9 protein-coding genes are annotated in these 24,441 nt (G+C 66.7%); 2 read left to right on the forward strand and 7 right to left on the reverse strand.

Going from position 1 to position 24,441, the window contains the following annotated elements; genetic code table 11:
* Position 1: 1 nt before the first annotated feature.
* Complete coding sequence (locus tag AC0KS4_RS05860; RefSeq protein ID WP_238957539.1) at positions 2-835, forward strand: DegV family protein; 834 nt, start codon at positions 2-4, stop codon at positions 833-835.
* Positions 836-886: 51 nt separating this feature from the next.
* On the opposite strand, the gene AC0KS4_RS05865 is transcribed toward AC0KS4_RS05860, so the two are convergent.
* The 7 genes from AC0KS4_RS05865 to AC0KS4_RS05895 all read right to left on the reverse strand — a co-directional run bounded on the left by AC0KS4_RS05865 (position 887) and on the right by AC0KS4_RS05895 (position 13,029).
* Positions 887-3,799 carry an MMPL/RND family transporter gene (locus AC0KS4_RS05865; RefSeq protein ID WP_225327129.1) on the reverse strand — a complete coding sequence of 971 codons (2,913 nt, stop codon included), beginning with the start codon at positions 3,797-3,799 and terminating at the stop codon, positions 887-889.
* Positions 3,796-4,260 carry an MmpS family transport accessory protein gene (locus AC0KS4_RS05870; protein ID WP_225327130.1) on the reverse strand — a complete coding sequence of 155 codons (465 nt, stop codon included), beginning with the start codon at positions 4,258-4,260 and terminating at the stop codon, positions 3,796-3,798. The genes AC0KS4_RS05865 and AC0KS4_RS05870 overlap by 4 nt, the downstream gene beginning before the upstream one ends.
* A gap of 165 nt (positions 4,261-4,425) precedes the next feature.
* Positions 4,426-5,484, reverse strand: coding sequence for an NAD(P)H-dependent amine dehydrogenase family protein (locus AC0KS4_RS05875; RefSeq protein WP_238957541.1), 1,059 nt, complete (start codon positions 5,482-5,484; stop codon positions 4,426-4,428).
* An 82-nt stretch (positions 5,485-5,566) separates the two neighbouring features.
* Complete coding sequence (locus AC0KS4_RS05880) at positions 5,567-7,306, reverse strand: AMP-binding protein (protein WP_238957542.1); 1,740 nt, start codon at positions 7,304-7,306, stop codon at positions 5,567-5,569.
* 10 nt (positions 7,307-7,316) lie between these two features.
* Positions 7,317-8,444, reverse strand: a complete 1,128-nt coding sequence (gene pe, locus AC0KS4_RS05885) for an acyltransferase PE (RefSeq protein WP_225327133.1) — start codon at positions 8,442-8,444, stop codon at positions 7,317-7,319.
* 57 nt (positions 8,445-8,501) lie between these two features.
* Complete coding sequence (locus AC0KS4_RS05890) at positions 8,502-11,510, reverse strand: MMPL/RND family transporter (RefSeq protein ID WP_238957543.1); 3,009 nt, start codon at positions 11,508-11,510, stop codon at positions 8,502-8,504.
* 97 nt (positions 11,511-11,607) lie between these two features.
* Positions 11,608-13,029 carry a condensation domain-containing protein gene (locus AC0KS4_RS05895; RefSeq protein ID WP_238958007.1) on the reverse strand — a complete coding sequence of 474 codons (1,422 nt, stop codon included), beginning with the start codon at positions 13,027-13,029 and terminating at the stop codon, positions 11,608-11,610.
* A gap of 317 nt (positions 13,030-13,346) precedes the next feature.
* Between AC0KS4_RS05895 and AC0KS4_RS05900 the strand changes: the two genes are divergently transcribed.
* A complete protein-coding gene (locus tag AC0KS4_RS05900) occupies positions 13,347-24,371 on the forward strand; it encodes a type I polyketide synthase (RefSeq protein ID WP_238957544.1) in 11,025 nt (3,674 codons plus the stop codon).
* Positions 24,372-24,441: the final 70 nt, after the last annotated feature.

Raw genomic sequence — 24,441 nt, forward strand, 5'->3', positions numbered from 1 at the left:
CGTGACTGTCGTGGTGGTGACCGATTCGTCGGCGCGTCTGCCGGCCGACCTGCGCGACAGGTGGCGGATACGCGTCGTTCCGCTGCACATCCTGCTCGACGGCGCCGATCTGCGTGACGGCGTGGACGACATTCCGGGTGACATCCACAAGCTGGCGGCGACCACCGCGGCGGCCACCCCGGCCGAACTCGCCGACGCCTACCAGCAGGCGTTGGCCGACAGCGGCGCCGACGGCGTTGTGGCGGTGCACCTTTCGTCGGCGCTGTCGGGAACGTGCCGCGCCGCCGAACGTACCGCGGCCGACCTGGATCCCAACGTGCGCGTCGTCGACTCCAAGTCGGCCGCGATGGGCACCGGATTCGTCGCCGTGGCCGCAGCACGGGCGGCTGCCGCGGGCGGTGACCTGGACACCGTCGCGGATGCCGCGCGCTCGGCCGTGGACCGTGGGCACGCCTTCATCGTGGTGCACCGGCTGGACAACCTGCGCCGCAGCGGCCGCATCGGGGGCGCCAAGGCGTGGCTGGGCACCGCGCTCGCACTGAAACCGTTGCTGCGTATCGACGACGGGAAACTCGTTCTGGCCCAACGGGTGCGCACCGTCAGTCATGCGACCGAGGCGATGATCGAGCGGGTCTGCCAGGTCGTCGGCGACGGCATGGCCGCCCTGGCGGTGCACCACGTCAACAACCCGGACGGCGCCACCGAGGTGGCGACGGCGCTGGGCAAGCGGTTACCGGCGTGTGAGCCGGCGATCGTCACCGAGCTGGGGCCGGTGCTGGCGCTGCACGTCGGCGCGGGCGCGGTCGCGGTGAGCGTGGCGCTCGCCGAAGCTTAGTGGCGATCGCAAGCGCGGCGTAGCCGGGCACTGCGGGTCGCCACCAACGGCCTAGGCGCTCACCGGCCGTCGCGCGTTGTCCCCGCGCGGGTGCACGACCTGCGGCCACCAGAACCACCGCCCGAGCAGGGTGGCGATCGACGGCATCAGCAGCGTGCGCACGATCAGCGTGTCGAGCAGCAGACCGATGCAGACCGTCGACCCGAACTGCCCGAGCACGCGCAGATCGCTCCCCAGCATGGACGCCATGGTGAACGCGAACACCAGACCCGCGGCCGTCACCACCCCACCGGTCCCGGCCATCGACCGGATGATCCCGGTCTTGAGGCCGTGATGGATCTCTTCCCTGAACCGGGACACCAGCAGCAGGTTGTAGTCGGATCCGACCGCCAGCAGGATGATGACCGCCAGCGCCATCACGATCCAGTGGATATTGATGCCGAACAAATCCTGCCAAATCAGCACGGACAGACCGAAAGACGCCGCGATCGAGCTGGCAGCGGTGCCGACGATGACCAGTGCGGCCACCACGCTTCGTGTCAGCAGCAGCATGATCATGAAGATCAGCGTCAGTGACGCGATGACGGCGATCATCAGGTCGTACTTCTCACCGTCAGCCATGTCCTTGAACGTCGCGGCGGTTCCGCCGAGGTACACCTTGGCGTCGGCCAGCGAGGATTGCTTCAGCGCCTCCTGCGCGGCGGTGCGTTCGGCCGCCACCCGTTCAATTCCCTCCGGCGTCATCGGATCGTCCTGGTGGGTGATGAAGAATCGCGCCGACTTACCGTCCGGCGACAAGAACATGCGCAGACCCGTCTGGAAGTCGGGGTTATCAAAGGCTTCTGGTGGCAGGTAGAAGAAGTCGTCGTTCTTCGACTGATCAAAGCTCTGCCCCATGACGATCCCGGTGTTGCTCATCGCCTCCATCTGGTCGATCATCGCCTTGAACGTCTGGTAGAGCGTCAGCGTGATGCCCCTGGTCGTTTTCAAAGTGGCGATCAGCGTGGGAAACAGCTCGGTCAGGTCGCGTGACGCTTTGGCGGTGTGCGTGATGTCGGTCGTCAAATAGTGGAACTGCTCGGCCAATTGGTCGAACCCGTCGAACGTGTCGAACAAAGATCGCAGCCCGATGCACACGGGAATGTCGTAGCAGTGCTTCTCCCAGTAGAAGTACGTGCGGACCGGCCGGAACGTGTCGTCGAAATCGGCGATGTGGTCGCGCAGGCTGTCGGTGATCTGCGACGTCACCTGCGTGGTCTTGGCGCTGTCGTCGGCCGCGTTGGCCAAATCGAGCGACACCTCGTATTGGCGCTGCGTGGTGTCGATTTGGGTCTGCAAGTCATCGGCCATTTTGAGGATGTCGTTCATGCGCTCCTTGAGAAAGCCCATGTTCTGCATCGTCGTCTGGCTCTGGACGCTGTTCTGGAACGGAATCGAGCTGTGCTGAATCGGGATGCCCAGCGGCCTGGTGATGTCCTGAACCATGGCGATGCCGAGCGTGCGCATCTCGTTTTTCGCCACCCTGTCCAACACCAGCATGTCGGCCGGGTTTCGCATGTCATGGTTGGATTCGACCATCAACAAGTCGGGGTTCATTCGCGCTTCGGAGAAGTGCCGATTCGCGGCTTCTTGCCCTTGATTGGCGGGGGCTGACAACGGCAGGTAGTGACGGTCGTTGTAGCTGGGCTTGAAGCCCGGCAGTGCCACCATGCCGACCAGGACGATGGCGGCGCTGACGGCCAAAATCGGTGCGGGCCAACGCACTACCGCGGTGCCCACCCGGCGCCACAGTCGCCCTCGCTTCGCCTGCCTTTCGAAGAAGTGGAAGCGACTGCCGATGAAGACGACCGCGGGGCCGAGGGAAAGCCCGGCGAGCACCACGACCAGCATGCCGATCGCCACCGGCGCGCCCATGGTGTTGAACCAGGGCAGCCGGGTAAAACTCAGGCAGTAGGTCGCTCCCGCGATCGTCAGTCCGGAGCCCAGGACGACCGGGGCGACGCCCTTGAATGTGGTGTAGTAAGCCGTTTCTCGGTCCTCACCGGCGGCCAAGGCTTCTTGATATCGCCCGACGAGGAAGATGCCGTAGTCAGTTCCCGCGGCAATCGCCAGCATGGTGAGGATGTTGGCGGCGAACGTGGTGAGCCCGAATGCGTTGTTATAGGCCAGAACCGCGACGACGCCCCGCGCACACGCCAGCGCCACGAAGGTCATGAAAAGCTGGATCAGCGTCGTGACGATCGACCGGTAGACCAGCAGCAGCATGATCGCGATCGCGCCCAGGGTGAACAGCGTGATCTTGGCCAGGCTGGCGTTACCGATGATGTGCATGTCGTCGGACAGCGCCGCGGGGCCGGTGACATAGGCCTTCACGCCGGGTGGCGCCTTGTTCTCCTCGATCACCTTGCGGACGGCGTCCACGGAGTCGTTGGCCTGTGTGGTGCCCTGATTACCGGCGAGGTTCACCTGCACGTACGCGCCCTTGGCGTCGGCGCTCTGCGCTCCCGCAGCGGTCAGGCGGTCGCCCCAGAAGTCCTGGATGTGCTGGATGTGCGCGGGATCCTTGCGCAGGTCTCGGATCAGCTTGTCGTAGTACTTGTGGGCGTCCGGGCCCAGCGGCTGCTGACCCTCCAGGACGATCATCACGGTGCTGTTCGAGTTGAATTCGTGGAAGTTACTGCCCAGGCGCATCATCGCCTTCATCGACGGCGCGTCCAGCGGAGTCATCGGCGCCGAATGCGCCTCGCCGACCACTTCCAGGGAGGGGACCAGGACGTTCACCAAGACGGTGATCGCTACCCAGCCCAGGATGATCGGGATCGCAAAGATGCGGATCGCGTGGGGGAGGTAGGGGCGGTGGCCGCGCTCGGCCTTCGACAGGCCGCGAGTGCTGATCGGGCCGGTGGCTGCGTCGTCTTCGGCGCTTCTGGCGCCGGAATCGGTCTCGTTGTTCACATTGCTCATGCGGACTTCACCAGGCAGAAGGTCTGGGCGTTATGGCCGTCGGAGTTCTGGTTGTCGCGGACGACGCCGTCCACGGTGATCTTGCAATTGATCGTCGGGCCGTCGCTTTGCGCCATGATGTTGGCGCTCACCGAGGGCAGCGTGGTCGAGATCGTCGTCGACCAGGGCAGCGGGGCGTTGTTGACCTGATGCGTGTTGGCGTTCTCGTCCCAGTAGTTGATGTTCGCCGTGGTGCCCGGGGCGCCGGAAATCTCGTAGACGACGACCTTCGGGTTGAACTGCACGATTTCGATCCCCTTGCCGGCGTTCGCGTTGAGATCTTCCGAGCCGAAGAGCTTGTGCAGCCGCGACACCACGAGTGCAGACAAAGCCAGAACGACGACCAGCAGCAGCGGTATCCACCCATTTTTCAGCACGCGGGTCGCGATGCCGGGGCGAGGACTTGTTTTCGGATCAGCCATCACCTGACCGCCTTTCGCCCACCGCTTCGGGCCTTGCCGCAAAGCTCACCAACCATCGCCGACGACACGGATGTCAACGGAAAATTTGCTCAGCTAGGCATCCTAACCATAGTGCACGCAAGCGTTCCTCCTCGGGGCCGCCGGGTGTGGCGAACGGCATAGCCGTTACTGGGCGAGACGGCCGGTCACCGGCGGCAAATCCGCCAGCGTCACGATGCCGGGCCGGGCCGCCACCACCGCCGGGACGGCATTGGTCACAGGCATGGCGGTGTAGATCATTCCCAATCCCATGAACCCGGGCTCCGTCCAATCCTTGGGCGGCAGGCAGTGCAGCACCGTGCGCATGTTGGGCAGCCCGAACACCTGAATGACGTGCCCGTGCTCGAGCGGTTTGGGCGGGACGACATGGCTGCCCATGGTCCAGTTGAACCCGACGCTGACGACGTTACGGTCGCCGACCCAGCCCCGGTGGTAGCCGTAGACGCTGCCGACGGTCCCGGCCGGAATTTTCATGAACCCTAGATCCGAGTCGCCGGTCGCCGCCGTGAACGTGACGTCGAAGGTCATCTTGTCCAGCTTCGCCCCGATCGCGTCGGCCATCATCGCGGCCGACTCGGCGAAGACCTCGCTCTCCCGTCGTACGCTTTCGGCCAGCCCCGGGGTGTCGGGGTCTTGCGAGAACCCCATCGCGGTTTGGGTTTCCGCCGATTCGTAGGTCGAGCAGTCCACCGACTCGGTGATCCGGATCTCGTCGACGCGCTCGCACGAGGCGGACAGCGCCATGCCGACCATGTTGGTCATGCCCGGGTGCGCGCCGCTGCCGAAGATCGTCGAATCGCCCTTCTGGCAGGCGTCCTCGATGCGTCGACGGTCCTCCGGCGTCTGCTTGCCGCCGGTGATCCAGGCCGCGCTCGTGCACACGTTGACTCCCGATTCCAGCAGCCGCACCAGCTCATCGATGTTGGGCCACAACGGGTTGTAGCAACACGCGTCGGCGCCCAGGGCGATCAGCGCATCGATGTCGTTGGTGGCCTTCACCCCGGTCGGCTGCGGCCAGCCCGCCAGTTCGGCGGCGTCCACCCCGACCTTGTCCTCGCCGTGCGCGTACACCCCGACCAGTTCCATGTCGGGCCGCCCGATGACGGCATGCAGCGACCGCCGCCCGATGTTCCCGGTGGTCCACTGGATGACGCGTAGGGGACGGTCAGTGCTGGTTGTGCTCATCGTGGCTCCTTTGCCGCTGCGGGGGTGGAACCATTATGCGAAGCGCGCTACCCGTCGGCGCGCGCGCGTCCACCGCCCGGGCTCAGGCGTCCAAGCGGGCGAATTCGTGCCGGCTGTACTGCTCCACACAGGCGGCGCGCCGGATCTTGCCACTGGTCGTGGTGGGAATGGACCCGGGCGGTACCAGGACGAGGTCCCCGACATTCACGCCGTGCGCGTTGGAAATCGCGGAGGTGACGTCGGTCTTGACCGAGGTGAACCAGTGCATCGCGTCCTCGTTGGAGTCACCTCGCTTCTTGAGCTCGATGACGGTGACCAGCTTCTCGGTGCTGTTCACCGGGACCGATATCGCCGCGACCCGACCACCCGTGATCTCTTGGACCGTCGCCTCGATGTCCTCCGGATAGTGGTTGCGCCCCCGGATGATCAGCAGATCCTTCATGCGGCCGACGATGAATAGTTCGTCGGAGTGGATGAATCCGAGGTCGCCGGTTCTCAGCCAGGGTCCGTCGGGCGTCCCCGGCGACGGTTCGACCAGTGTTGAGCCGAAGCATCGCTGCTCCTCCGGCGGTCGGCGCCAGTAGCCGTCGGCGACGTTGCCGCCGTGCACCCAGATTTCACCGACTACGCCCTGAGGGCATTCGCGGTTGGTGTCGGAATCGACGATCCGCAACGTGGGTGATTGCGGCACTTTGTATTTGACCAGCTCGGTGCCGGCCCCGGCCGAACACCGTTGAGCGCGGCCGGCGGACAATTCCGCGACATCGAAGTGAACCGCCTCGGCTGATTCACTCCAGGTGCCGGCCGCCACGAACACGGTGGCCTCCGCCAAGCCATATGACGGACGCACCATGTGGTCGCGAAAGTTGAAGTGCGCGAACCGATCCACGAAACGTTCCAAGGTGGCCGGCTCGACACGTTCGGCGCCGCTGATGATGCCCAGCACCTGCCCGAGGTCGAGCCCGGCCAGGTCGCCGTCGGTTGTTTTGCGGGCGGCCAGGTCGAAGGCGAAGTTGGGCGCCGCCGACCAGGCATGGGGATTTTCGGCCAGAGATCGCATCCATCTGGCCGGCCGCTCCAAGAACGAGACCGGGGTCGTCAGCTCGCCGCGATAGCCGCTCAGGATGGGTGCGCAGACTCCCAGCACCAGACCCATGTCGTGGTAGAAGGGCAACCACGACACGATCGTGGCGTCCGGCGGGGCTTTGACGTGCGAGTCCGCGAAGAAGCCGCGCATCAACTGCGCGAAGTTCACCTCGAGATTCCGATGCGAGATCATCACGCCGGTCGGCGTGCGGGTCGAACCCGAGCTGTACTGCAAATACGCGACGCTGGGTAAATCATCCGTCGAAACGCTTGTTTCGCCCTCGCCATCGAGGTTCATCGAATCGATTTCGACGATCTTGGGAACGTCGTCCATGCGTGCCTGATCGACATATTCGGCGACGTCTTCCGCGACGTCGGACGTCGTGAGAACCACCGACGGCGACGTGTCGGCGAGGACCGCAGCCACCCGCTCGTGACTCGAGCCGCGATGCGGCAGCGGCAGCGGAACCGCGATGAGCCCGGCCTGCATGGATCCCAGGAACGCCGCGATGTACTCGAGGCCCTGGGGCGCCAGGATTACCGCCCTGTCTCCGACCGACCCGTGCGGGCCGAGGTCGCGTGCCACGTTGAGCGTTCGGCGCGATACTTGCGACCACGTCAGCGTCTCGCGCACACCCGCCCAGTCGCGCTGGTAATCGGTGAAGGTGTACGCCACATCGTGGGGCCGAAGGCTGGCACGTCCGTGCAACATGGACAGGATCGATGACTGAGACATAGGCGCGTGCTCAGTCGGTAACTTCGCTTGCGCCGTGCGACAACACGGACGTGGCACCGGCGAGGATCTGCGAGAGGGGGTCGGCGTCGCCGCCGAAGGTCGCCTGGTTGGCCGGCGCAGTCACCTCCGCCGGGTCGAAGCCGTGCACCGGGTCCACCTGAACCGGGGCGGTCGACGGGTCGTCGTTTCGCGAATAGCCCGCGTTCACCCGGGGCAGCAGGATGGCGTCGAGCTTGTTCAGCGTGCCTTCGTCAATCCCAACGTATTTCAGCGGCATGACGAGCGGAAGGTGCTTTTCCGGAACCATGATCGTGGTGTCTTTCGCGCCCCTCGAGTTGATCGTCGTCCTGATGTTCTGCGGCGGCACCATGCTCGGGTTCGTGAAGGCCACCGCCGTGTGACCGGTGGCGAGGCCGAGCAGCGTGTTGGCGAGCGCGAACATGTTGTCCGGCCGGTCGGGGAAGTCCGCGATCGAGTCGTAGGCGGCCACGAACCTGTTTGTGTCGTACTGGCTCTCATAGGGCGGCGGCATCGTGTAGTCGAGTGCGGGAACGACGCTGCCGACCGGGAACATCGCGGTCAGGAAGCTCTGACCGAAGGCGTGACGCCCGATCGGGTCGCCGAACGTGGCGAAATTCAGCGTGTCCGGCGGGGGAGCAGTGGGGTCATTCGCCAGCCGCGCCTGCACGCCATCGACCACGAACGCGCCCTCGGACAAGCCGATCGCGGTACCCGGGCGGCCGGTGCGGATCGCCGCATCGAGGTTGTCTATTCCGACGTCGACCGACTCGCCGACGCTGGGGCCGTCCGCACCCAGACCCGGGAACTGCTCATCGAGCTTGCCGATGCCCGGGAAGAGCCGCTCCAGCACGTGCCCCTGAACCTGCCCCGCCGGGTAACGGACGATTTCGCGCTTCTGACCGGGGAACCACTGGGCGCCCTCCTGACGGATGTACTCGTCGTAGGGGATGCCCAGAACGTGAGCGCCGCCGAGGGCGAACGCCGTCTGGTCGCCTGGGGCCCCCGGGGTCGGCGGACCGCCGATGGGTGACTCGTCAGCCGTCGCGGTATTGACGCCGAAACACCCTGTGGCACCGACGGTTACCAGCGCCGTCACTCCCGCGAGTAGTTTCTTCATCCCTACTCCTGACCGCTCGGATTCGCCTCGTAGTCTCACATACATCACGTGTGGGTGCTAACCGGGCTGCGGCTCGGCGCGTCCGTCCGGTGACCGCGTTGCGGCCCGTACGCGCCCGTGTGAAGGCCACCAGTTCGCCCGTCCTACCAGCGCGGCGATGGCGGGAACCGTGATGGTGCGCACCAAGAAGGTGTCCAGCAAAATTCCCACCCCGATCACGAAACCGCCCTGGACCACGGTGTTGATGCTGGAGAACAAGAGACCGCACATCGAGGCAGCGAAGATCAGACCCGCCGCGGTGATCACACCGCCTGTCGAGCCCAGCGTTCGAATGATGCCGTATCGCATGCTGTGTCCAGACTCCTCGCGCATTCGCGAGACGAGCAGCATGTTGTAGTCGGCCCCCACCGCGACCAACACCACGAATGCCAGCGGGGGCACACTCCAATGCAATTGCTGACCCAGCAGGTATTGAAACACGAGCACGCCGATACCCACCGCCGACAAATACGAAATGACCACGGAAGCAACCAGATACAGCGGCGCGACAATCGCGCGCAGCAGCGCGATCAAGGTGAATAGCACGACGATAAGCGTCACCGCGATGATGAACCGGATATCGTGTTGGTAGTAGTCACGGGTGTCCTTCAGGGCGACGGTATATCCCGCCATCGACACCGTGGCGTCCGCCAAAGCGGTATTCGGCTGGGCCCCCCGGGCGGCCGCGGTGATCGCGTTGACCTGATCCATGGCTTCGGTGCTGAACGGATTCAGTTTGGTTTGAACCAAATACCGCACCGAGTGGCCGTCCGGCGAAATGAATACCTTGGCCGCCTTTTGGAACTGCTCTAATTGCAGCAGTTGGGGTGGGATATTGAAACCGGCCATCGCCGGATGCGCGGCGTCGCGTTTCAGCGACAACAGAAACGCCGCTGACTCATTGAGCCCGCTACCGAGCTGCTTGAGTTGGTCGACGAGTTGAGCCACGGCGTCGGCCACTTGGCGGCTGCCGCCGGCCAATCGGTTGGCACCGTCTTGCACAGTGTTCAGATTCGTTTGCATGCCACCGGGTTTGTCCAACCCCATGGAGTGCAACACCTTGGTGAGCTTTGCCAGCGAGGCACGCACACGCTCGGTCGACGCTTTCAGCGTCCGCTTGTCCGGGGACTCCTGCAGTCGATGGGCCAACTCGTTGATTGCGTCGAGGTCCGCCTGATTTTGCGGGCCGACCAGCTGCTCGAAGGCCCCGCGGGTGTCGCTGCACGACGGATCGGCATCGCATCGCGGGTTGCCCTGCAGCGCCGCCAGCACCGGGCCTATCCAGGCGAACACGTTCTTGGCCGCCGAGAAGTTCCAACCCATGGAATTGCTGATCGCGTTGACATGGTCGACGAGCTGGGCCGTGAGGTCGACCTGTCTCACCAGCGCGTCGCCGCTGTATTGGTTCTTCGCCGACGAGAAGGCGCTCTCCAGTTGCTGCACGCTCGCGGCGAGCTCGACGACCTGGCCTCGCACGTTGCCGAGGTTGTCGGCCAACGTGCCCGCGCCGGCGACCAGTCGGTTGAGGTCACCTGTGTGGTCTTTGATCAGGGTGGACCCGTCCGCCAGCAGGGTGCCGATGGCGCCCGCCTGATAGGTCGCCCGGAATTGTTCCGGCACATTCCCGGTGGGACGGGTGATGCCGCTGACCGCAGCGACGTTCGGCAGTTGGCTGACGCGGTCCGCCAGCTGTTCCAGGTCCGCGAGGGCCTTGGGCGTGCGCAGGTCGTGCGGCGATTGGACCAGGATGTACTGCGGAATGGACTGGTTCACCGGGAAATGGCGATCCAGCGCGGCGTACCCGATGGAGCTCGGCGCGGAAGGCCGCAAAGCCTTGCGATCGTCGTAGTTGTAGCGCACCAGGCCCGCGCAGCTGGCCAGGATGATCAACACCAGCACGCTGGCGACCAGATTGACCTTCGGCCGCCGCACGATGCGGATGCCCGAACGCCGCCAGAAGCGCGCGGTCAGCTCGCGCCGGGGTTTGACCCAGCCGCGCCGCCCCGCAAGCACCAGAACGGCCGGCAGCAACGTCACCGCGGCGAGGAACGCCACACCGATCCCGATCGCCGCCGACGCCCCGACCGTTTTGAACACCCCCATCCGGGCGAAGCTGATGAGCAGAAACGTGATCCCGACGGTGGCGGCGGATGCGGCGATCACTTTGCCGATCGAGAACATCGCGCGTTTGACGGCCTGGTCGGAAGTCGCGCCCGCCCGCAAATAGTCGTGATACCGGCTGATGAGAAAGACCGCGTAATCCGTTCCGGCGCCGGCCATTATGGCGCTCAGGAAGACGACGGACTGGTTTGAGACGCCCGAGCCGGTCAGTTGGGAGTAGCCCGCTACCACCGCCTGCGCGATAACCAGGGATGTGCCGATCGTCAGCAACGGCAGCAGCATGGTGACCGCGCTGCGGTAGATCACCAGCAGGACGATGAGCACCAGAACCGCGATCGCCAGCTCGATGGGCATTCGATCCCGGGCGCCCGCGACCGTGAGGTCGGCGACGGTCGCCGCGGGGCCGGTCAGGTTCACCGTCAGCGGCGTGCCGGTGACGACGCGGTTGACGACGTCGTCGATCCGGTTGAACGCGGCGTACGAGTGGGGGGTGCCCAATTCGCCCGCAACGCCGACCGGCAGCACCCAGGCTTTGTGGTCTTTGCTGGTCACCACCGACCGCAGGGCCGGTGTGCTGACGAAATCCTGCAGCATCACGACATCTCGCGTGTCCTGGCGCAGCGTGTCCACCAGTGTTCGGTAGGTGGCTTCGTCGGCGGGGCCCAGGCCCTTGTCGTTGGTCAGGACCACCAGCAGGAGGTTTTCGGAGCCCGATTCGTGAAACGCCTCGGTCATCTTTCGCGCGGTGACGCTCGATGGCGCATCGCTGGGCAGGATGGCGAGCGGATGCTTCTCGGCCATCTCGCCCAGCGACGGGAACGTCAGCGGCAGCGCGACCGCAATCGCGACCCAGATGCCTATCACTGCCCAGGGCCACCGCACCACAAAATCGGCTAGCCGTCGCATACCGCCCTCACCCCCGGCCGGCGGCAACTCGGCCGCACTCGACCGGGCCCGGTCAAACCGCGCGATTTCGCATCACGCGCCATCGAAGTGCTCCACGCTACGCGACGCGTCCCCAACTCCCGCTGCCGGCGACCCGCACGCAGACCGACTTCATCGCTTCCATGTAGCGGACGACAGACTTCCGGGCGACCGGGTTGTCCGGATGCATGATCGCCATGACCGTGCCTTCCCCGTACCGGAATATATAAATGGTCAGCTGATGTGAATACCGGCCGTCGGGGTAGATCCCGATATTGTTCGCAAGCCCCAGGTCGGCGGCGGCAAGAATGGCGTTGAGGGGGGCGGCGCCACCATGAAAGAAGTTCGACACCGGAAAGTTCGATTGCGGCCAGCGCAGCCACGGCGCCATTTCCAACACGCGGTAGTAGGGCACCTTCGCCATGTCCAGGCTGTTATCGAAAGACGCCTGCGCCGCCCACGCGGCATCGCCGAACGAGGCCGCTGCTATCGGCACGGTGATCGGAATCAACCCGGTAAACCAACCCTGCGTCATGAAATTGTCGGTGGCTTTGCGTGAATCCCGGGGAGTGAGGCCGTAATAGGTGAGGGCGCCCGTAAATTCGTGCTCCACCAGGGCGAGGCAGGCGAACAGGCCCCCGACAAAGCGGGCGCCGGCCGCCGCGCAGGCCGATTCGAATCGCTCCGTCTGCGCCACGTCCATCAGCAATTCGGAGGTCATGGTGCTGCTACTGGATTCCTTCGGGTTGCCCAGCGGCAGCGGAAATTCGGGAAAGCCCCCATTGTTGTTCTCGGCGAAGTCAATCCACGCGCGCACCTCGGGCGAATCAAGGGTCAAGGTCGACGTGTATTCGCGTTCGCGGGCGCAGAAATCGTCGAAGCTGCCGGCATCGGGAAGAGTGAGGGCCTCACCACCCCCGCTCAACGCCGTGTACATGCCGTTGGCCTCCATCATCGTGGTGCCGATCAAAGTCGCGTCCCCGTGGACATGATCCATCGCGGCAAAGAAGGTGAAATGGTTCTCGCTTTGGATAATTCCGAAGGTGAAGCAGCCCCATTCCAGCGGATTCGGTATGGCCACCACGTGAGCGTGTATTTCGTCGGCCGTCATCTCGCCGTGCTCTATCGGTGCGAATTCAATATCGGCAGGATCGCTGATGGTCCGCCTGATGAACTCTCCGTCACCGGTGTCCTCGAACCAACTGCGGAACGTGTCGTGCCGACGCAGGTACGTGTTGACGGCGTGGTTCATGGCGGGAACGTCGCACGTCCCGGCCACCTCACAGGTGGCGATGATCTGCCGTGAGAAGTTCAGCCCGGCGGCCGTCCGTTCCCGGTAGTTGCGAAGGTGTTGGCCCTGCATATAACTGACCGGCACGGAACTCACCGGGGCCTGCCGGGCCTTTTCGGTGGCCGCGGGGGTCGGGTGCCAAGAGGTGACCGAGCCTGGTGTCAGCGTCCAATCATCGAGTGAGCCGATCGTAATCTTCCCGATGCGCAAAACTTCGTCCTTCCCCGGTTTGAACGGCTGCGCCACGCTGGCGGCGAGACCAAGATAACCCTGCGCGTGATCGCCGTCGCACCCGTGCGCGGGCACCGCCTACACTCGCTCAGGGATCCGACCGGCCTTTGGCGACCGAGTTGCGGCGATCGAGTTGTGTCGATCGAGCGGCCGGGCGGGGACGCAGGGTGGCGGCCACGCTGGCTGCCGCTGCGCGGTGCGGCGCTGCACATGCGGTGCTGGCCTCCGGAATGATGCTCCGAGCGCAGCTGGCCCCCCGCGGGATCGATCTTGACCGGCCAAGAGAGGACAAGCGCATGGCATCCGTCGAAGGTCTGGGGGAGTCGGCATCGGGTTTTGCGATCGTCGGCTATGCGGCGCGGTTTCCGGGAGCCGCCGATGCAGATGAGTTCTGGGATGTCTTGCGCGACGGCCGGGATGCGATATCCGATGTGCCGCAGGACAGGTGGGACGCCGACGAATTCTTCGACCCGGAACCGGGTGCGCCGGGCAAGGTCGTCACCCGTCGTGCGGGCTTCGTCGACGACGTGACGGGGTTCGACGCCCCGTTCTTCGGTCTGTCGACGCGCGAGGTCAGGTTGATGGACCCGCAGCACCGGATCTTGCTGGAAACGGCGTGGCGCGCGGTGGAGCATTCGGGCTACGCGCCAACGGATCTCGCTGACAGCAACACCGGTGTCTTCGTCGGATTGGCCACGCACGACTACCTGGGAATGGCCTCCGACGAGCTGACCTATCCCGAGATCGAGGCCTACATGGCCATCGGGACGTCGAACGCCGCCGCCGCGGGCCGGATCAGCTACCGGTTGGGGCTGCAGGGTCCCGCGGTAGCCGTCGATACGGCGTGCAGCTCGTCGCTGGTGGCCATCCATCAGGCATGCCAAGCGCTGCGCTTGGGGGAATGCGACCTCGCGCTGGCCGGCGGCGCGAACGTCCTGCTCACCCCGGCCACCATGATCACGTTCTCCAGCGCGCACATGCTCGCGCCCGACGGTCGGTGCAAGACCTTCGATGCGGCCGCGGACGGCTACGTGCGCGGCGAGGGGTGCGGCGTCATCGTGATCAAGCGTCTCGAGGACGCGATGCGCGACGGGGACCGGATTCGGGCCGTGATCCGCGGCAGCGCGATCAACCAGGACGGCGCTTCGGGCGGATTGACGGTCCCGAACGGAGTTGCCCAGCAACGGGTCATCGCTGACGCGCTCAAGCGTGCCGACCTCGAGCCCCGCGATGTCGGGTACCTGGAAGCGCACGGCACCGGGACATCGCTGGGCGACCCCATCGAGGCCCAGGCCGCGGGTGCGGCGCTGGGGGCCGGGCGCGAACCCGACCAGCCGCTGCTGATGGGCTCGGTGAAGACCAACATCGGGCACCTCGAGGCGGCCGCGGGTATCGCGGGCGTGATCAAGGTGATCCTGTCCCTCGAGAACGAGCTGCTGCCGCAGCACCTCCACTTTCAGAACCCGTCGCCCCACATCCCCTGGGAACGGCTGGCGGTCGAGGTCGTCAAGGAGGCCACGCCCTGGAAACGCAACGGGCAGCGGCGCATTGCGGGAGTCAGCTCATTCGGATTCGCCGGGACGAACGCTCACGTCATCCTGGAGGAAGCGCCGGAGCAAGCGGAACCGGCCCCCGCGGCCCCGCTCCCGGTCGAGCCGTCCGGCGACCGGCGGTTCAGCATCCTTCCGCTGTCGGCGCGAACGCCCGCCGCGTTGATGCGGCTCGCCGAGGACTACCGTGCCTGGCTGGGCGCCCACCCGGAGGCCACCCTGGCGGACGTGTGCTTTACCGCCGGGGCGGGGCGAGCGCACTTGGAGCAGCGCGCCGCGCTGGTGGTCAATTCGCGGGACTCCGCCATGGAGCTGCTTGGCGCGCTCGCCGAGGAGCGCCCGGCGCCGGGTCTGTTTCGCGGAGAATCCCATGACCGACCGAAGACGGCGTGGCTGTTCACCGGTCAGGGCAGCCAGTACCCGGGCATGGCCCGGGAGCTGTTCGGCACCGAGCCGGTGTTCGCCGAGACGCTGAACCGCTGCGCGGCCGCGGTCGCCGACGTCCTCGAAAAGCCGTTGCTGGACGTCATTTTCGATGTGGACAGCCCGGACAGCGAAGCGACGCTGCAGCAGACCTCTTACGCACAGCCCGCCTTGTTCGCGGTGGAACTGGGCCTGGCGCGGCTGTGGCAGTCGTGGGGCTTCGAGCCGGACGTGGTGCTGGGGCACAGCGTCGGCCAGTACTCGGCGGCCTGCGTCGCGGGCGTGCTCAGTCTCGAGGACGGCGCGCTGTTGATGGCCGAACGCGGTCGCCTCTTCGGCAGTCTGCCCGCGGGGGGCCGGATGGTCGCGGTGTTCACCGCCGCCGAGCGGGTCGAGCGGTTGACCGACGAGTCTCCCAGCCTGTCTGTCGCCGCCTACAACGGCGCCAACACCGTATTGTCTGGGCCGGCAGCCGATTTGGAGCACGCAGTGGCCGGATTGACGGCCGACGGTGTCCGATGTGACTGGCTGGACACCAGCCACGCGTTCCACTCGGCGCTCCTGGACCCGATCCTCGACGAATTCGAATCGTATGCGGGGCGATTCAACTTCACCACGCCGCAACGGATTTTGATCGACAACCGCACCGGGGCCGCGCTCGGCCGCAGTGTGAAGCTCGACGGTGCCTACTGGCGCCGGCACGCCCGCCAGCCGGTGGAATTCGCCAAGAGCGTGCGCACCCTTGCCGAGCTGAACTGCAAATTGCTGCTCGAGATCGGCCCGCGACCGGTGCTCACCGCCGCGGCCCTCGGCGCGTGGCCCGACCAGGCCACCGCACCACGGGTGATCACGTCGCTGCGCCGAAACACCGCCGACCACCGGCAGATCACCGAAGCGGTCGCCGACGCGTACGTGCTGGGCCACCTGCCCGACTTCGCCGCCTTCCGGCAAGCGTCCGCGCGAAAGATCGACCTGCCGACCTATCCGTTCGAGCGCCGCCAATACTGGTTCCGGGATGATCGCGAGCGCCCCGACCGACCCCAGGACGTCGGCGGACCGCGTACCGAAACCGTCCGCCTCCTCGAGGACGGCCGGATCGAGGAACTCGCCGCCCTGCTCGGCGGTGCGAGCGACGACCGTCAAACCCTGCAGATGCTCACCAAGCTTGCGGCGCAACACAATCAACAGCGCATGAGCCGTTCCATCGGTGAGGACCGCTACGAAATCCGCTGGGACAAGTCGAATTCCCCGCTCTCCCGCGCGGAGGTGGACGAGGGCTCCGGCTGGATCGTCGTCGCCGACGATGCCGACGCGGCCCGGCCGTTGGTCGAGCTGCTGAGTGCGCGCAACCACCGGCACCGGGTCGTCGGATTGCCGGTCTCCGACGCGGACGAGGAAGCGCTCGCCGACGCGTTGCGCGCGGCGGCAACCGACGATTCGACGTTACGCATCGTGCATGTCGCGGCGCTGGAGGCCGCGGCCGCACCGTCGATGCGCTCACTGTTGCGGATGCAACACCGGATCCTGGGCGGGACGCGGCGGCTCTTCCGCGCGGCGGTGGCCGCCGAACTGCGCAGCCCCATCTGGATCGTGACCCGTGGCGCGCAGCGCGTCACCGACACGGACACCGTGGCGCCGCATCAGAGCTGCCTGTGGGGATTCGGCCGTGCCGCCTCGCTGGAGCTCCCGCACGTGTGGGGCGGACTCGCGGACCTGTCAGAAGGCGGCGACAACGCAGCCGACGAATGGTCTGCGCTCATCGACCGGATCGCCGCGTCGCACGGCTCGGCTGTTCGGGACGACCAGCTCGCGCTGCGTGATCGGGCGGTTTACATGCCCCGGTTGGCCCGGCGCTCTGCGCCGCCGAGCGGTGTACCGCTGCAACTGCGCGACGACGCAACGTATTTGGTGACCGGCGGACTCGGAGCGATCGGACTGGAGATCGCCGGATACCTGGCCGCGAATGGCGCCCGGAATCTGGTGCTGACCAGCCGACGCGCGCCCAGCGATGCCGCGCAACAGCGCATCGACGCACTGTGCGAACAGCACGGCTGCACCATCCGGGCCGTGGCCGGCGATGTCGCCGACGCGCACGACGTCGCACGCCTGCTGGCAAGCGTGCAGGCCGAGCTGCCACCGTTGGCCGGCATCGTGCACGCCGCAGGCGAGATCGGCACCACCCCGCTGAGCGCGCTTCAGGACGCCGAGGTCGATCGCGTCTTCGCCGGCAAGGTCTGGGGCGCTTGGCATTTGAGCGAAGCGGCGGTCGACCTGAAACTCGACTTCTTCATCAGCACTTCCTCGATCGCCTCGGTGTGGGGCGGATTCGGCCAGACCGCCTACGGCGCCGCGAACGCTTTCCTCGACGGGCTGGCGTGGCGCCTGCGGGAGCAGGGCATCTTCGGGGTCAGCGTCAACTTTGGGCCGTGGTCGGCGGGCATGGCCGACGCGGAATCCCGTGCGCGACTGGATCGGCGCGGTGTCCAGACGTTGTCTCCGGCCGATGCGCTCGCGGGTCTGGCCGATGCCGTGGCGGCCGCTTCGGCGCAGGGCCCGGCGCAGGGTGTCGTGGCCCGTATCGACTGGGCCCGCTTCTTGCCGCTCTATCAGCAAGCGGGTAGGCGGTCGTTCCTGGCGGAGCTCGAGCGCGAGGTGCCCAGCCTGATGACCGCCGCGACGCCGTCCGCAACGTCCTCGGGCAAGACCGCTTTGGTGGAGCGGCTCACCGGCGCTCCGGTGCAGCAGCGCAAGAAACTTCTCACCGACTACCTGCGCGACGCGGTGGCGGAGGTGACCCGCGTCGATGCCGCGGAGATCCGCGAGGACGCAGGCTTTTTCGACCTCGGCATGGATTCGTTGATGGCCGTCGAGTTGCGCCGCCGCATCGAACAGGGGGTAGGCAAGGAGATCCCGGCCACCCTGGCGATGGATCACCCGCGGCTGTCCGACGTGGCCGACTATCTGCTCAACGACGTGCTCGAGCTCGGCGATCAGGCATCGTCAAAACCAAGGCCGCAGCCGGCATCGGTCGCGACGACGCGCACCGATGAACCGATCGCGATCGTCGCGGTGTCATGCCGTTTCCCCGGCGCGCCCGACCCGGAAGCGTTCTGGGAGGTGCTGTCCGGGGGTGTCGATGCGATCCGAGAGGTCCCCGAGGACCGATTCGACATCGACGAGTTCTACGACCCGGATCCGGACGCTGCGGGCAAGACGTACACGCGGTTCGGCGGCTTCCTCGACGGGATCGACGGCTTCGATCCCGAATTCTTCGGCATCTCACCCCGCGAGGCCGTCTGGATCGAGCCGCAGCAGCGGCTGATGCTCGAAACGGTATGGGAGGGCCTCGAAAGGGCGGGGTACGCCCCGGCCGCCCTGCGCGGCAGCCGAACCGGAGTTTTCGTGGGTGTGGCGGCCAACGAATATGCGCACCTGCTGTCCTCGGAGTCGATCGACAAGATCGAACCCCACTTCATCACCGGTAACGCGCTCAACGCCATCTCCGGCCGGGTCGCCTTCGCGCTGGGGTTCGAAGGACCGGCGGTGGCGATCGACACCGCGTGCAGCTCGGCGTTGGTCGCCGTCCATCAGGCCTGCCAGGCATTGCATTCCGGTGATTGCGACATGGCGTTGGCCGGCGGCGTGAACGTGCTGCTGAGTCCGGTGACGGTCGTCGCGGCCTCCCGCGCGCGGATGCTTTCCCCCGTCGGGCGATGCAAGACCTTCGACGCCTCCGCCGACGGCTATGTGCGCAGCGAAGGATGCGGAATTCTCGTGCTCAAGAGGCTGAGCGACGCGGAGCGCGACGGTGATCGGATCTGCGCGGTCATCCCCAGCAGCGCGGTGAACCAGGACGGGGCGTCCAGCGGTTTGACGGTGCCCAATGGTGGTGCACAGCAACGGCTTATCGGCTCGGCGCTGGCCCGCGCCGGACTGACGGGCGGGGACGTCGATTATCTCGAGGCGCACGGGACGGGCACGCCGCTGGGTGATCCGATCGAGGTCCAGGCGGCCGCGGCCGCCTACGGCGACTCCCGCGACGCGGACCGGCCGCTGCTGATGGGCTCGGTGAAGACCAACATCGGACACACCGAATCGGCATCAGGCGCAGCAGGTCTGATCAAGGTCGTGTTGTCGCTGCAGCACGAGGTCCTGCCGCAAAGCCTGCACTTCGAGGAGCCGTCGCCGCACATCCCGTGGGATTCGCTGCCGGTGCGGGTCGTGGACGCGGCGATGCCGTGGCTGCCCAACGGCAGACCGCGCCGCGCCGGCGTGAGTTCCTTCGGGTTCACCGGCACCAACGCGCACGTTCTGGTCGAGGAGGCGCCTGCCTCCACCGACCGGCGCGTTGCCGACGACGACGCGTCGGCGTCGGAGGCTCGGGCCGGACAGGCGCGGGTGCTGGCGCTGTCCGCTCGGTCTCCGGAGGCGCTGGTGGCGTTGACCCGCCGTTACCAGGACTGGTTGACCGCCCACCCGGATGTGGATCTCGCCGAGGTGTGCCTCACCGCCGGAACGGGCCGCTCGCACTTCGAACATCGCGCCGCACTGGTCGTGGACTCGGTTGAGGGTGCGCGCGAGGCGCTGGCCGAATTGGCGGAGAACCGCCTGCGGCCCGGCGTCGTGCGCGGCGAGCACACACATCACCCGACGACGGCATGGTTGTTCACCGGCCAGGGCAGTCAGTATCCGGGGATGGCGCGTGAGTTGTTCGACAGCGAGCCGGTTTTCGCCGAAACCGTGACGCGGTGTGCGGACGCGGTCAGTGACATATTGCCGCGCCCCTTGCTGGAGGTGCTGTTCGCCACCGATCGCGAAACCGGTGGCGAAGCCGGGGAAAGGCTGCGGCACACGTCGTTTGCGCAGCCGGCGCTGTTCGCCGTCGAAATGGGCCTGGCCCGGCTTTGGCAGTCGTGGGGGATCCAACCCGATGTGGTGCTGGGGCACAGCGTGGGCCAGTACGCGGCGGCATGTGTCGCAGGCGTGTTCAGTCTCGAGGACGGCGCCCGGCTGATGGCCGAGCGCGGCCGGATGTTCGGCAGCCTGCCCGAAGGTGGGCGCATGGTGGCGGTGTTCGCCGACGCCAAGCACGTCGAGCAGGCCGCCGGCGAATTCCCGCGAGTGTCGGTCGGGGCCTACAACGGGCCCAACACTGTGCTGTCGGGGCCGGGTGAGGATCTCGAGCAGATCGTCGCCAAGTGCGGTGACGAGGGGATCCGTTGCACGTGGCTGCAGACCAGCCACGCCTTCCACTCGGAACTGCTGGATCCGGTGCTCGACGAATTCGAGTCGTACGCAGCGCAATTCCGGTTCGCCGCCCCGACGATGCCGCTGGTCTGCAACCGCACCGGTGCTGTGCTCACGGCCCAGACGCCGCTCGACGCGCAGTACTGGCGGAGGCATTCCCGCCAGCCCGTGCAGTTCGCCGAAAGTGTGCGCACCGTGGCGGCGCTGGGCTGCTCGGTGTTGATGGAGATCGGGCCGCAACCGGTGCTGTCCGGCGCCGCGGTGCAGGTCTGGCCGGAGCACCTGTCCGCGCCGCGGGCGATCGTCTCGCTGCGCAAAGGCGTGAGCGATCGGCGCCAGATCGCCGACGCGCTGGCCGCGGCCTACGTCGGCGGGCTTCGCCCCGATTTCGCTGCGCTGCAGGGTCAGCCGCGTCGCAGGCTCGAGCTGCCCACCTATCCCTTCCAGCGCCGCCGCTTCTGGCCCAAGACGTCCGGCATCGCCGTCGACGGAGGGGCCGGTTCGTCCTCGGGCATCCTCGGCAATGCGAAAGACCTCGCCTCGGGCGACTCGGTCTACACCAGCAGGTTGTCCGTCAAATCGCAGCCGTGGCTGTCCGATCACGTCATCTATGGGACCGTCGTCGTCCCCGGCGCGACGTACGCGGCGATGGCCTTGGCCGCGGTCGGCGCCCCGGCGCGAGTGAAGGACGTCTTCTTCTACGAGCCGATCATCTTGCCCGAGAAGAGTTCTCGAGAGGTGCAGCTGACCTTGCACCCGTTGCAGGACGGCGGTGAGTCCACGTTCCAAGTGCACAGCCGCCCGTACGGCGAACGCGGCGCCGAATGGTCGTTGAACGCCGAAGGGACCGTCAGCGCCGGCGCCGATGACGAGCCGGTATCCCAGGGTGACCCGGTCGACGAAGCGATCGAACGCTTGAACCGCATGCGTCCGCAGGAGTTGTTTGAGACCTTCGCCGACCTGGAGCTGGCGTGGGGGCCGACCTGGTCGGGTTCGCTGAAATCACTCTGGCTCGGCGAGGGTGAGGCGATCGGCGACATCCTCGTCGGCGAAGAACTCGCCGAACAACTCGGCAGCGAGCCGATGCATCCGGTGCTGATGGACCTGTGCACCGGCGTCGCCTTCCCGGCCTTCCCGGCGCTTCTCGCGGCCGAACAGGGCGTCAACGACCTGTTCCTGCCGCTCCGATACGGGCAAGTGTCGTTGCGCGAGAAGATGCCTCGGCGGTTCTACTGCCGCGCGAGGTGGCACAGCAGCGAACTCAACAGCGAAACCCAGGTCTTCGACCTCGATTTCGTCGATCGGGATGGCCGTCACCTGGGCGGGATTCGCGAGTTCACGGTCAAGCGCGCACCGCGCGAGGCCCTGCTGCGCGGCCTCGGTGGGGACGCCACCCGTCTGCTCTACACCCTCGGCTGGCACGAGGTACCGCCGCCCGCATCCGGTGATGAGGCCGAGAACCCAAGCGGCACATGGCTGATCGCCGGCTTCGACGAACTGGCCGCCAAGGTGCCGGGCTGCATCCCGTTCGACCGGAACGCGGACCAGGAGCTCTTGGGGCAGGTGCTGACTCAAGCCCACGAGCGCGGGCTGCCGTTCTCCGGTGTCGTCTGGCGCGGCAAGGCGCCGAGCGGGGAAGAGTCGAGCGCGGACGTCACCGCGCGCCTCGAGACCGAAATCGCCAATCTGCTCAGCGTCGTGCACACCGTGCAACGCGGCTCACAAAACGGCGATGTGAAGTTGCCCGGCGGATTGTGGATCGTCACCGAGCGTGCGGTGGCCACCGAATCCGGCGAGCCGGTCGACCCGGTGCAGGCAGCGCTGTGGGGCTTTGGCCGCACCACGATCAACGAGGAGCCGGCGCTGCGCGCCAAACTCGTCGATTGCGACGGCTCACCCGAAGCCGTGCACGCTTTGGCCGCACTGCTCGCCACCCCGGTGGACGAACCGGAACTGGCCGTGCGGCAAGGAAAGCTGCTGGCCTCGCGGCTGTTGCCGTGGGCGCGTAGCGGTCATCTCACGGTGCCGCGCGGGCGCGACTACGTCCTGGCGCCCACCGAACGCGGCGCGATCGACAACCTGCGGCTGACCGAGAAGGACGTCCCCGCGCCGGACGAGGGTTACGTGCAGGTCCGGGTCGAGGCCGCAGGCCTCAACTTCCGCGACGTGCTCAACGTCCTCGGCCTCTACCCGGGCGATCCCGGACCGATCGGCGGCGACTTCGCCGGCGTCGTCACCCAATTGGGCGACGGCGTCACCGGAGTCGAAGTGGGGCAACGCGTCTACGGCTCGATGCAGGGGGCGTTCTCCAGCCGGTTCAACGTGCCCGCCCAGTTCCTGGCGCCGATCCCGGACGGGGTGAGCGCGGTCGAGGCGGCCACGATTCCCGCCGCGGCGCTGACGGTGCGGCTGTCCTTCGACTGGGCGCAGCTGAAGCCTGGTGACAAGGTTCTCATCCACGCCGCCAGCGGCGGTGTGGGTCTGGCGGCGGTCCAGATGGCCCAGCGGTGCGGTGCCGAAGTGTTCGCCACGGCCAGCACCTTCAAGCGCGCGACGCTGCGCAAGCTGGGTGTGAAGCACGTCTACGACTCGCGTACAACGGATTTCGCCGATCAGATCCTGGCGGACACCGACGGTGCCGGCGTGGACGTGGTCCTCAACTCCCTGACCAGCGAAGGGTTCATCGAGGCGACGCTGAAGGCCACCGCCAAGAACGGCCGCTTCGCCGAGATCGCCAAGCGCGACATCTGGACACCCGAGCAGATGGCCGAGGCGCGTCCCGATATCGCCTACGAGATCGTGGCATTGGACACGGTGATGTTCACCGAACCCGATCGCATTCGCGACTTGCTCACCGAGGTTTCGCAAGGTTTGGCCGGTGGTGAGTGGACGCCGCTGCCCGCCGAGATCTATCCGCTCACCGAGGCGAGGGCCGCGTTCCGCCGCATGCAACAGGCGCGGCACATCGGGAAGATCGTGGTCCAGATGCCGAATCCGCTGCAGCCGCGCGATGATCGGAGCTACCTGATCACCGGCGGGCTCGGCGCGATCGGACTGCACACGGCGTCGCATCTGGCCCAACTCGGTGCCGGTGACATCGTGCTGACCAGCCGGCGCGAGCCCGGTGCGGACGCGCAACGGCTGATCGAGGAGATCACCGAGCGCTACAAGTGCCGCATCCATGTCTTCGCCGCCGATGTCGGCGACGAGTCCGAGGTGGCGGGGCTGCTGGAGCGCATCCGCACCGAGTTGCCGCCGCTGGCCGGTGTGGTGCATCTGGCGGGCGTGCTCGACGATGCGCTCCTGTCTCAGCAGACCGTGGAGCGATTCCGAACGACGGTGGCGCCCAAGGCGATCGGCGCCTACCACTTGGACAGGCTGACGAAGGCCGACGAGCTGGACTTCTTCATCGTGTCGTCGTCGGTGTCGAGCTTGTTCGGTTCGCCCGGCCAGTCCAACTACGCGACCGCCAACGCGCTGCTCGACGGCCTGGTCGCGCAGCGCAGGGCGCAAGGCCTGCCGGCCACCGGTGTCAACTTCGGCCCCTGGGCCCAAGGGGGCATGGCCTCTTCGGACGCCGCGACCGCCAATATCAGTGCGCAGGGCCTGATTCCGCTGGAGCCGTCGGCCGCGCTCGGCGCGCTCGCCGAGGTCGTCGCGAATGGAACCGGGCAGGCCACCGTCCTCAAGGCCAACTGGCAGCGTGCCGCGAAGGTGCTGGGCAGTTCGCGTCCGCCGATCCTCGATCTGGTGTTGCCCAGTGCCGCAGGAGAGGTGACCGGCGACAGTGAGTTGCTCAAGCAGCTGATGGAGGTTCCGGTGCCCCAGCGCGCCGGCTTCGTGACCGAATTCCTGCAGCGGGAGGTGCAGAACTTCCTGCGGCTCGCGTCGCCGCCCGCCGCGAGCAGTCGGTTCTTGGACCTGGGTACGGACTCGCTGATGGCGATCGAGCTCCGCAACCGGCTGCACAGCCAGTTCGGCGGCAAGTTCACGATCAACGCGACGGCGGTCTTCGACTATCCGACCATTGGGGGGCTCGCCGAATATCTGGTGGCCCAGCTGCCCGACGCGGAACCGGAACCGGTCGAGGAGGCGTCGTAACGTCCGGCGCGTGCGCGCCCGCACGAACGTGGACTTGTGGCGCGGAAAACCGGTGTCGGCCCAACAAGTC

The organism is Mycobacterium sp. NTMscope_MAC_12 (assembly GCF_976985675.1).

Coding starts and splice junctions, on each gene's coding strand:
- AC0KS4_RS05865 (WP_225327129.1), bottom strand. CDS start 3,799: ATGAGCAATGTGAACAACGAGACCGATTCCGGCGCCAGAAGCGCCGAA.
- AC0KS4_RS05870 (WP_225327130.1), bottom strand. CDS start 4,260: ATGGCTGATCCGAAAACAAGTCCTCGCCCCGGCATCGCGACCCGCGTG.
- AC0KS4_RS05875 (WP_238957541.1), bottom strand. CDS start 5,484: ATGAGCACAACCAGCACTGACCGTCCCCTACGCGTCATCCAGTGGACC.
- AC0KS4_RS05880 (WP_238957542.1), bottom strand. CDS start 7,306: ATGTCTCAGTCATCGATCCTGTCCATGTTGCACGGACGTGCCAGCCTT.
- pe (WP_225327133.1), bottom strand. CDS start 8,444: ATGAAGAAACTACTCGCGGGAGTGACGGCGCTGGTAACCGTCGGTGCC.
- AC0KS4_RS05890 (WP_238957543.1), bottom strand. CDS start 11,510: ATGCGACGGCTAGCCGATTTTGTGGTGCGGTGGCCCTGGGCAGTGATA.
- AC0KS4_RS05900 (WP_238957544.1), top strand. CDS start 13,347: ATGGCATCCGTCGAAGGTCTGGGGGAGTCGGCATCGGGTTTTGCGATC.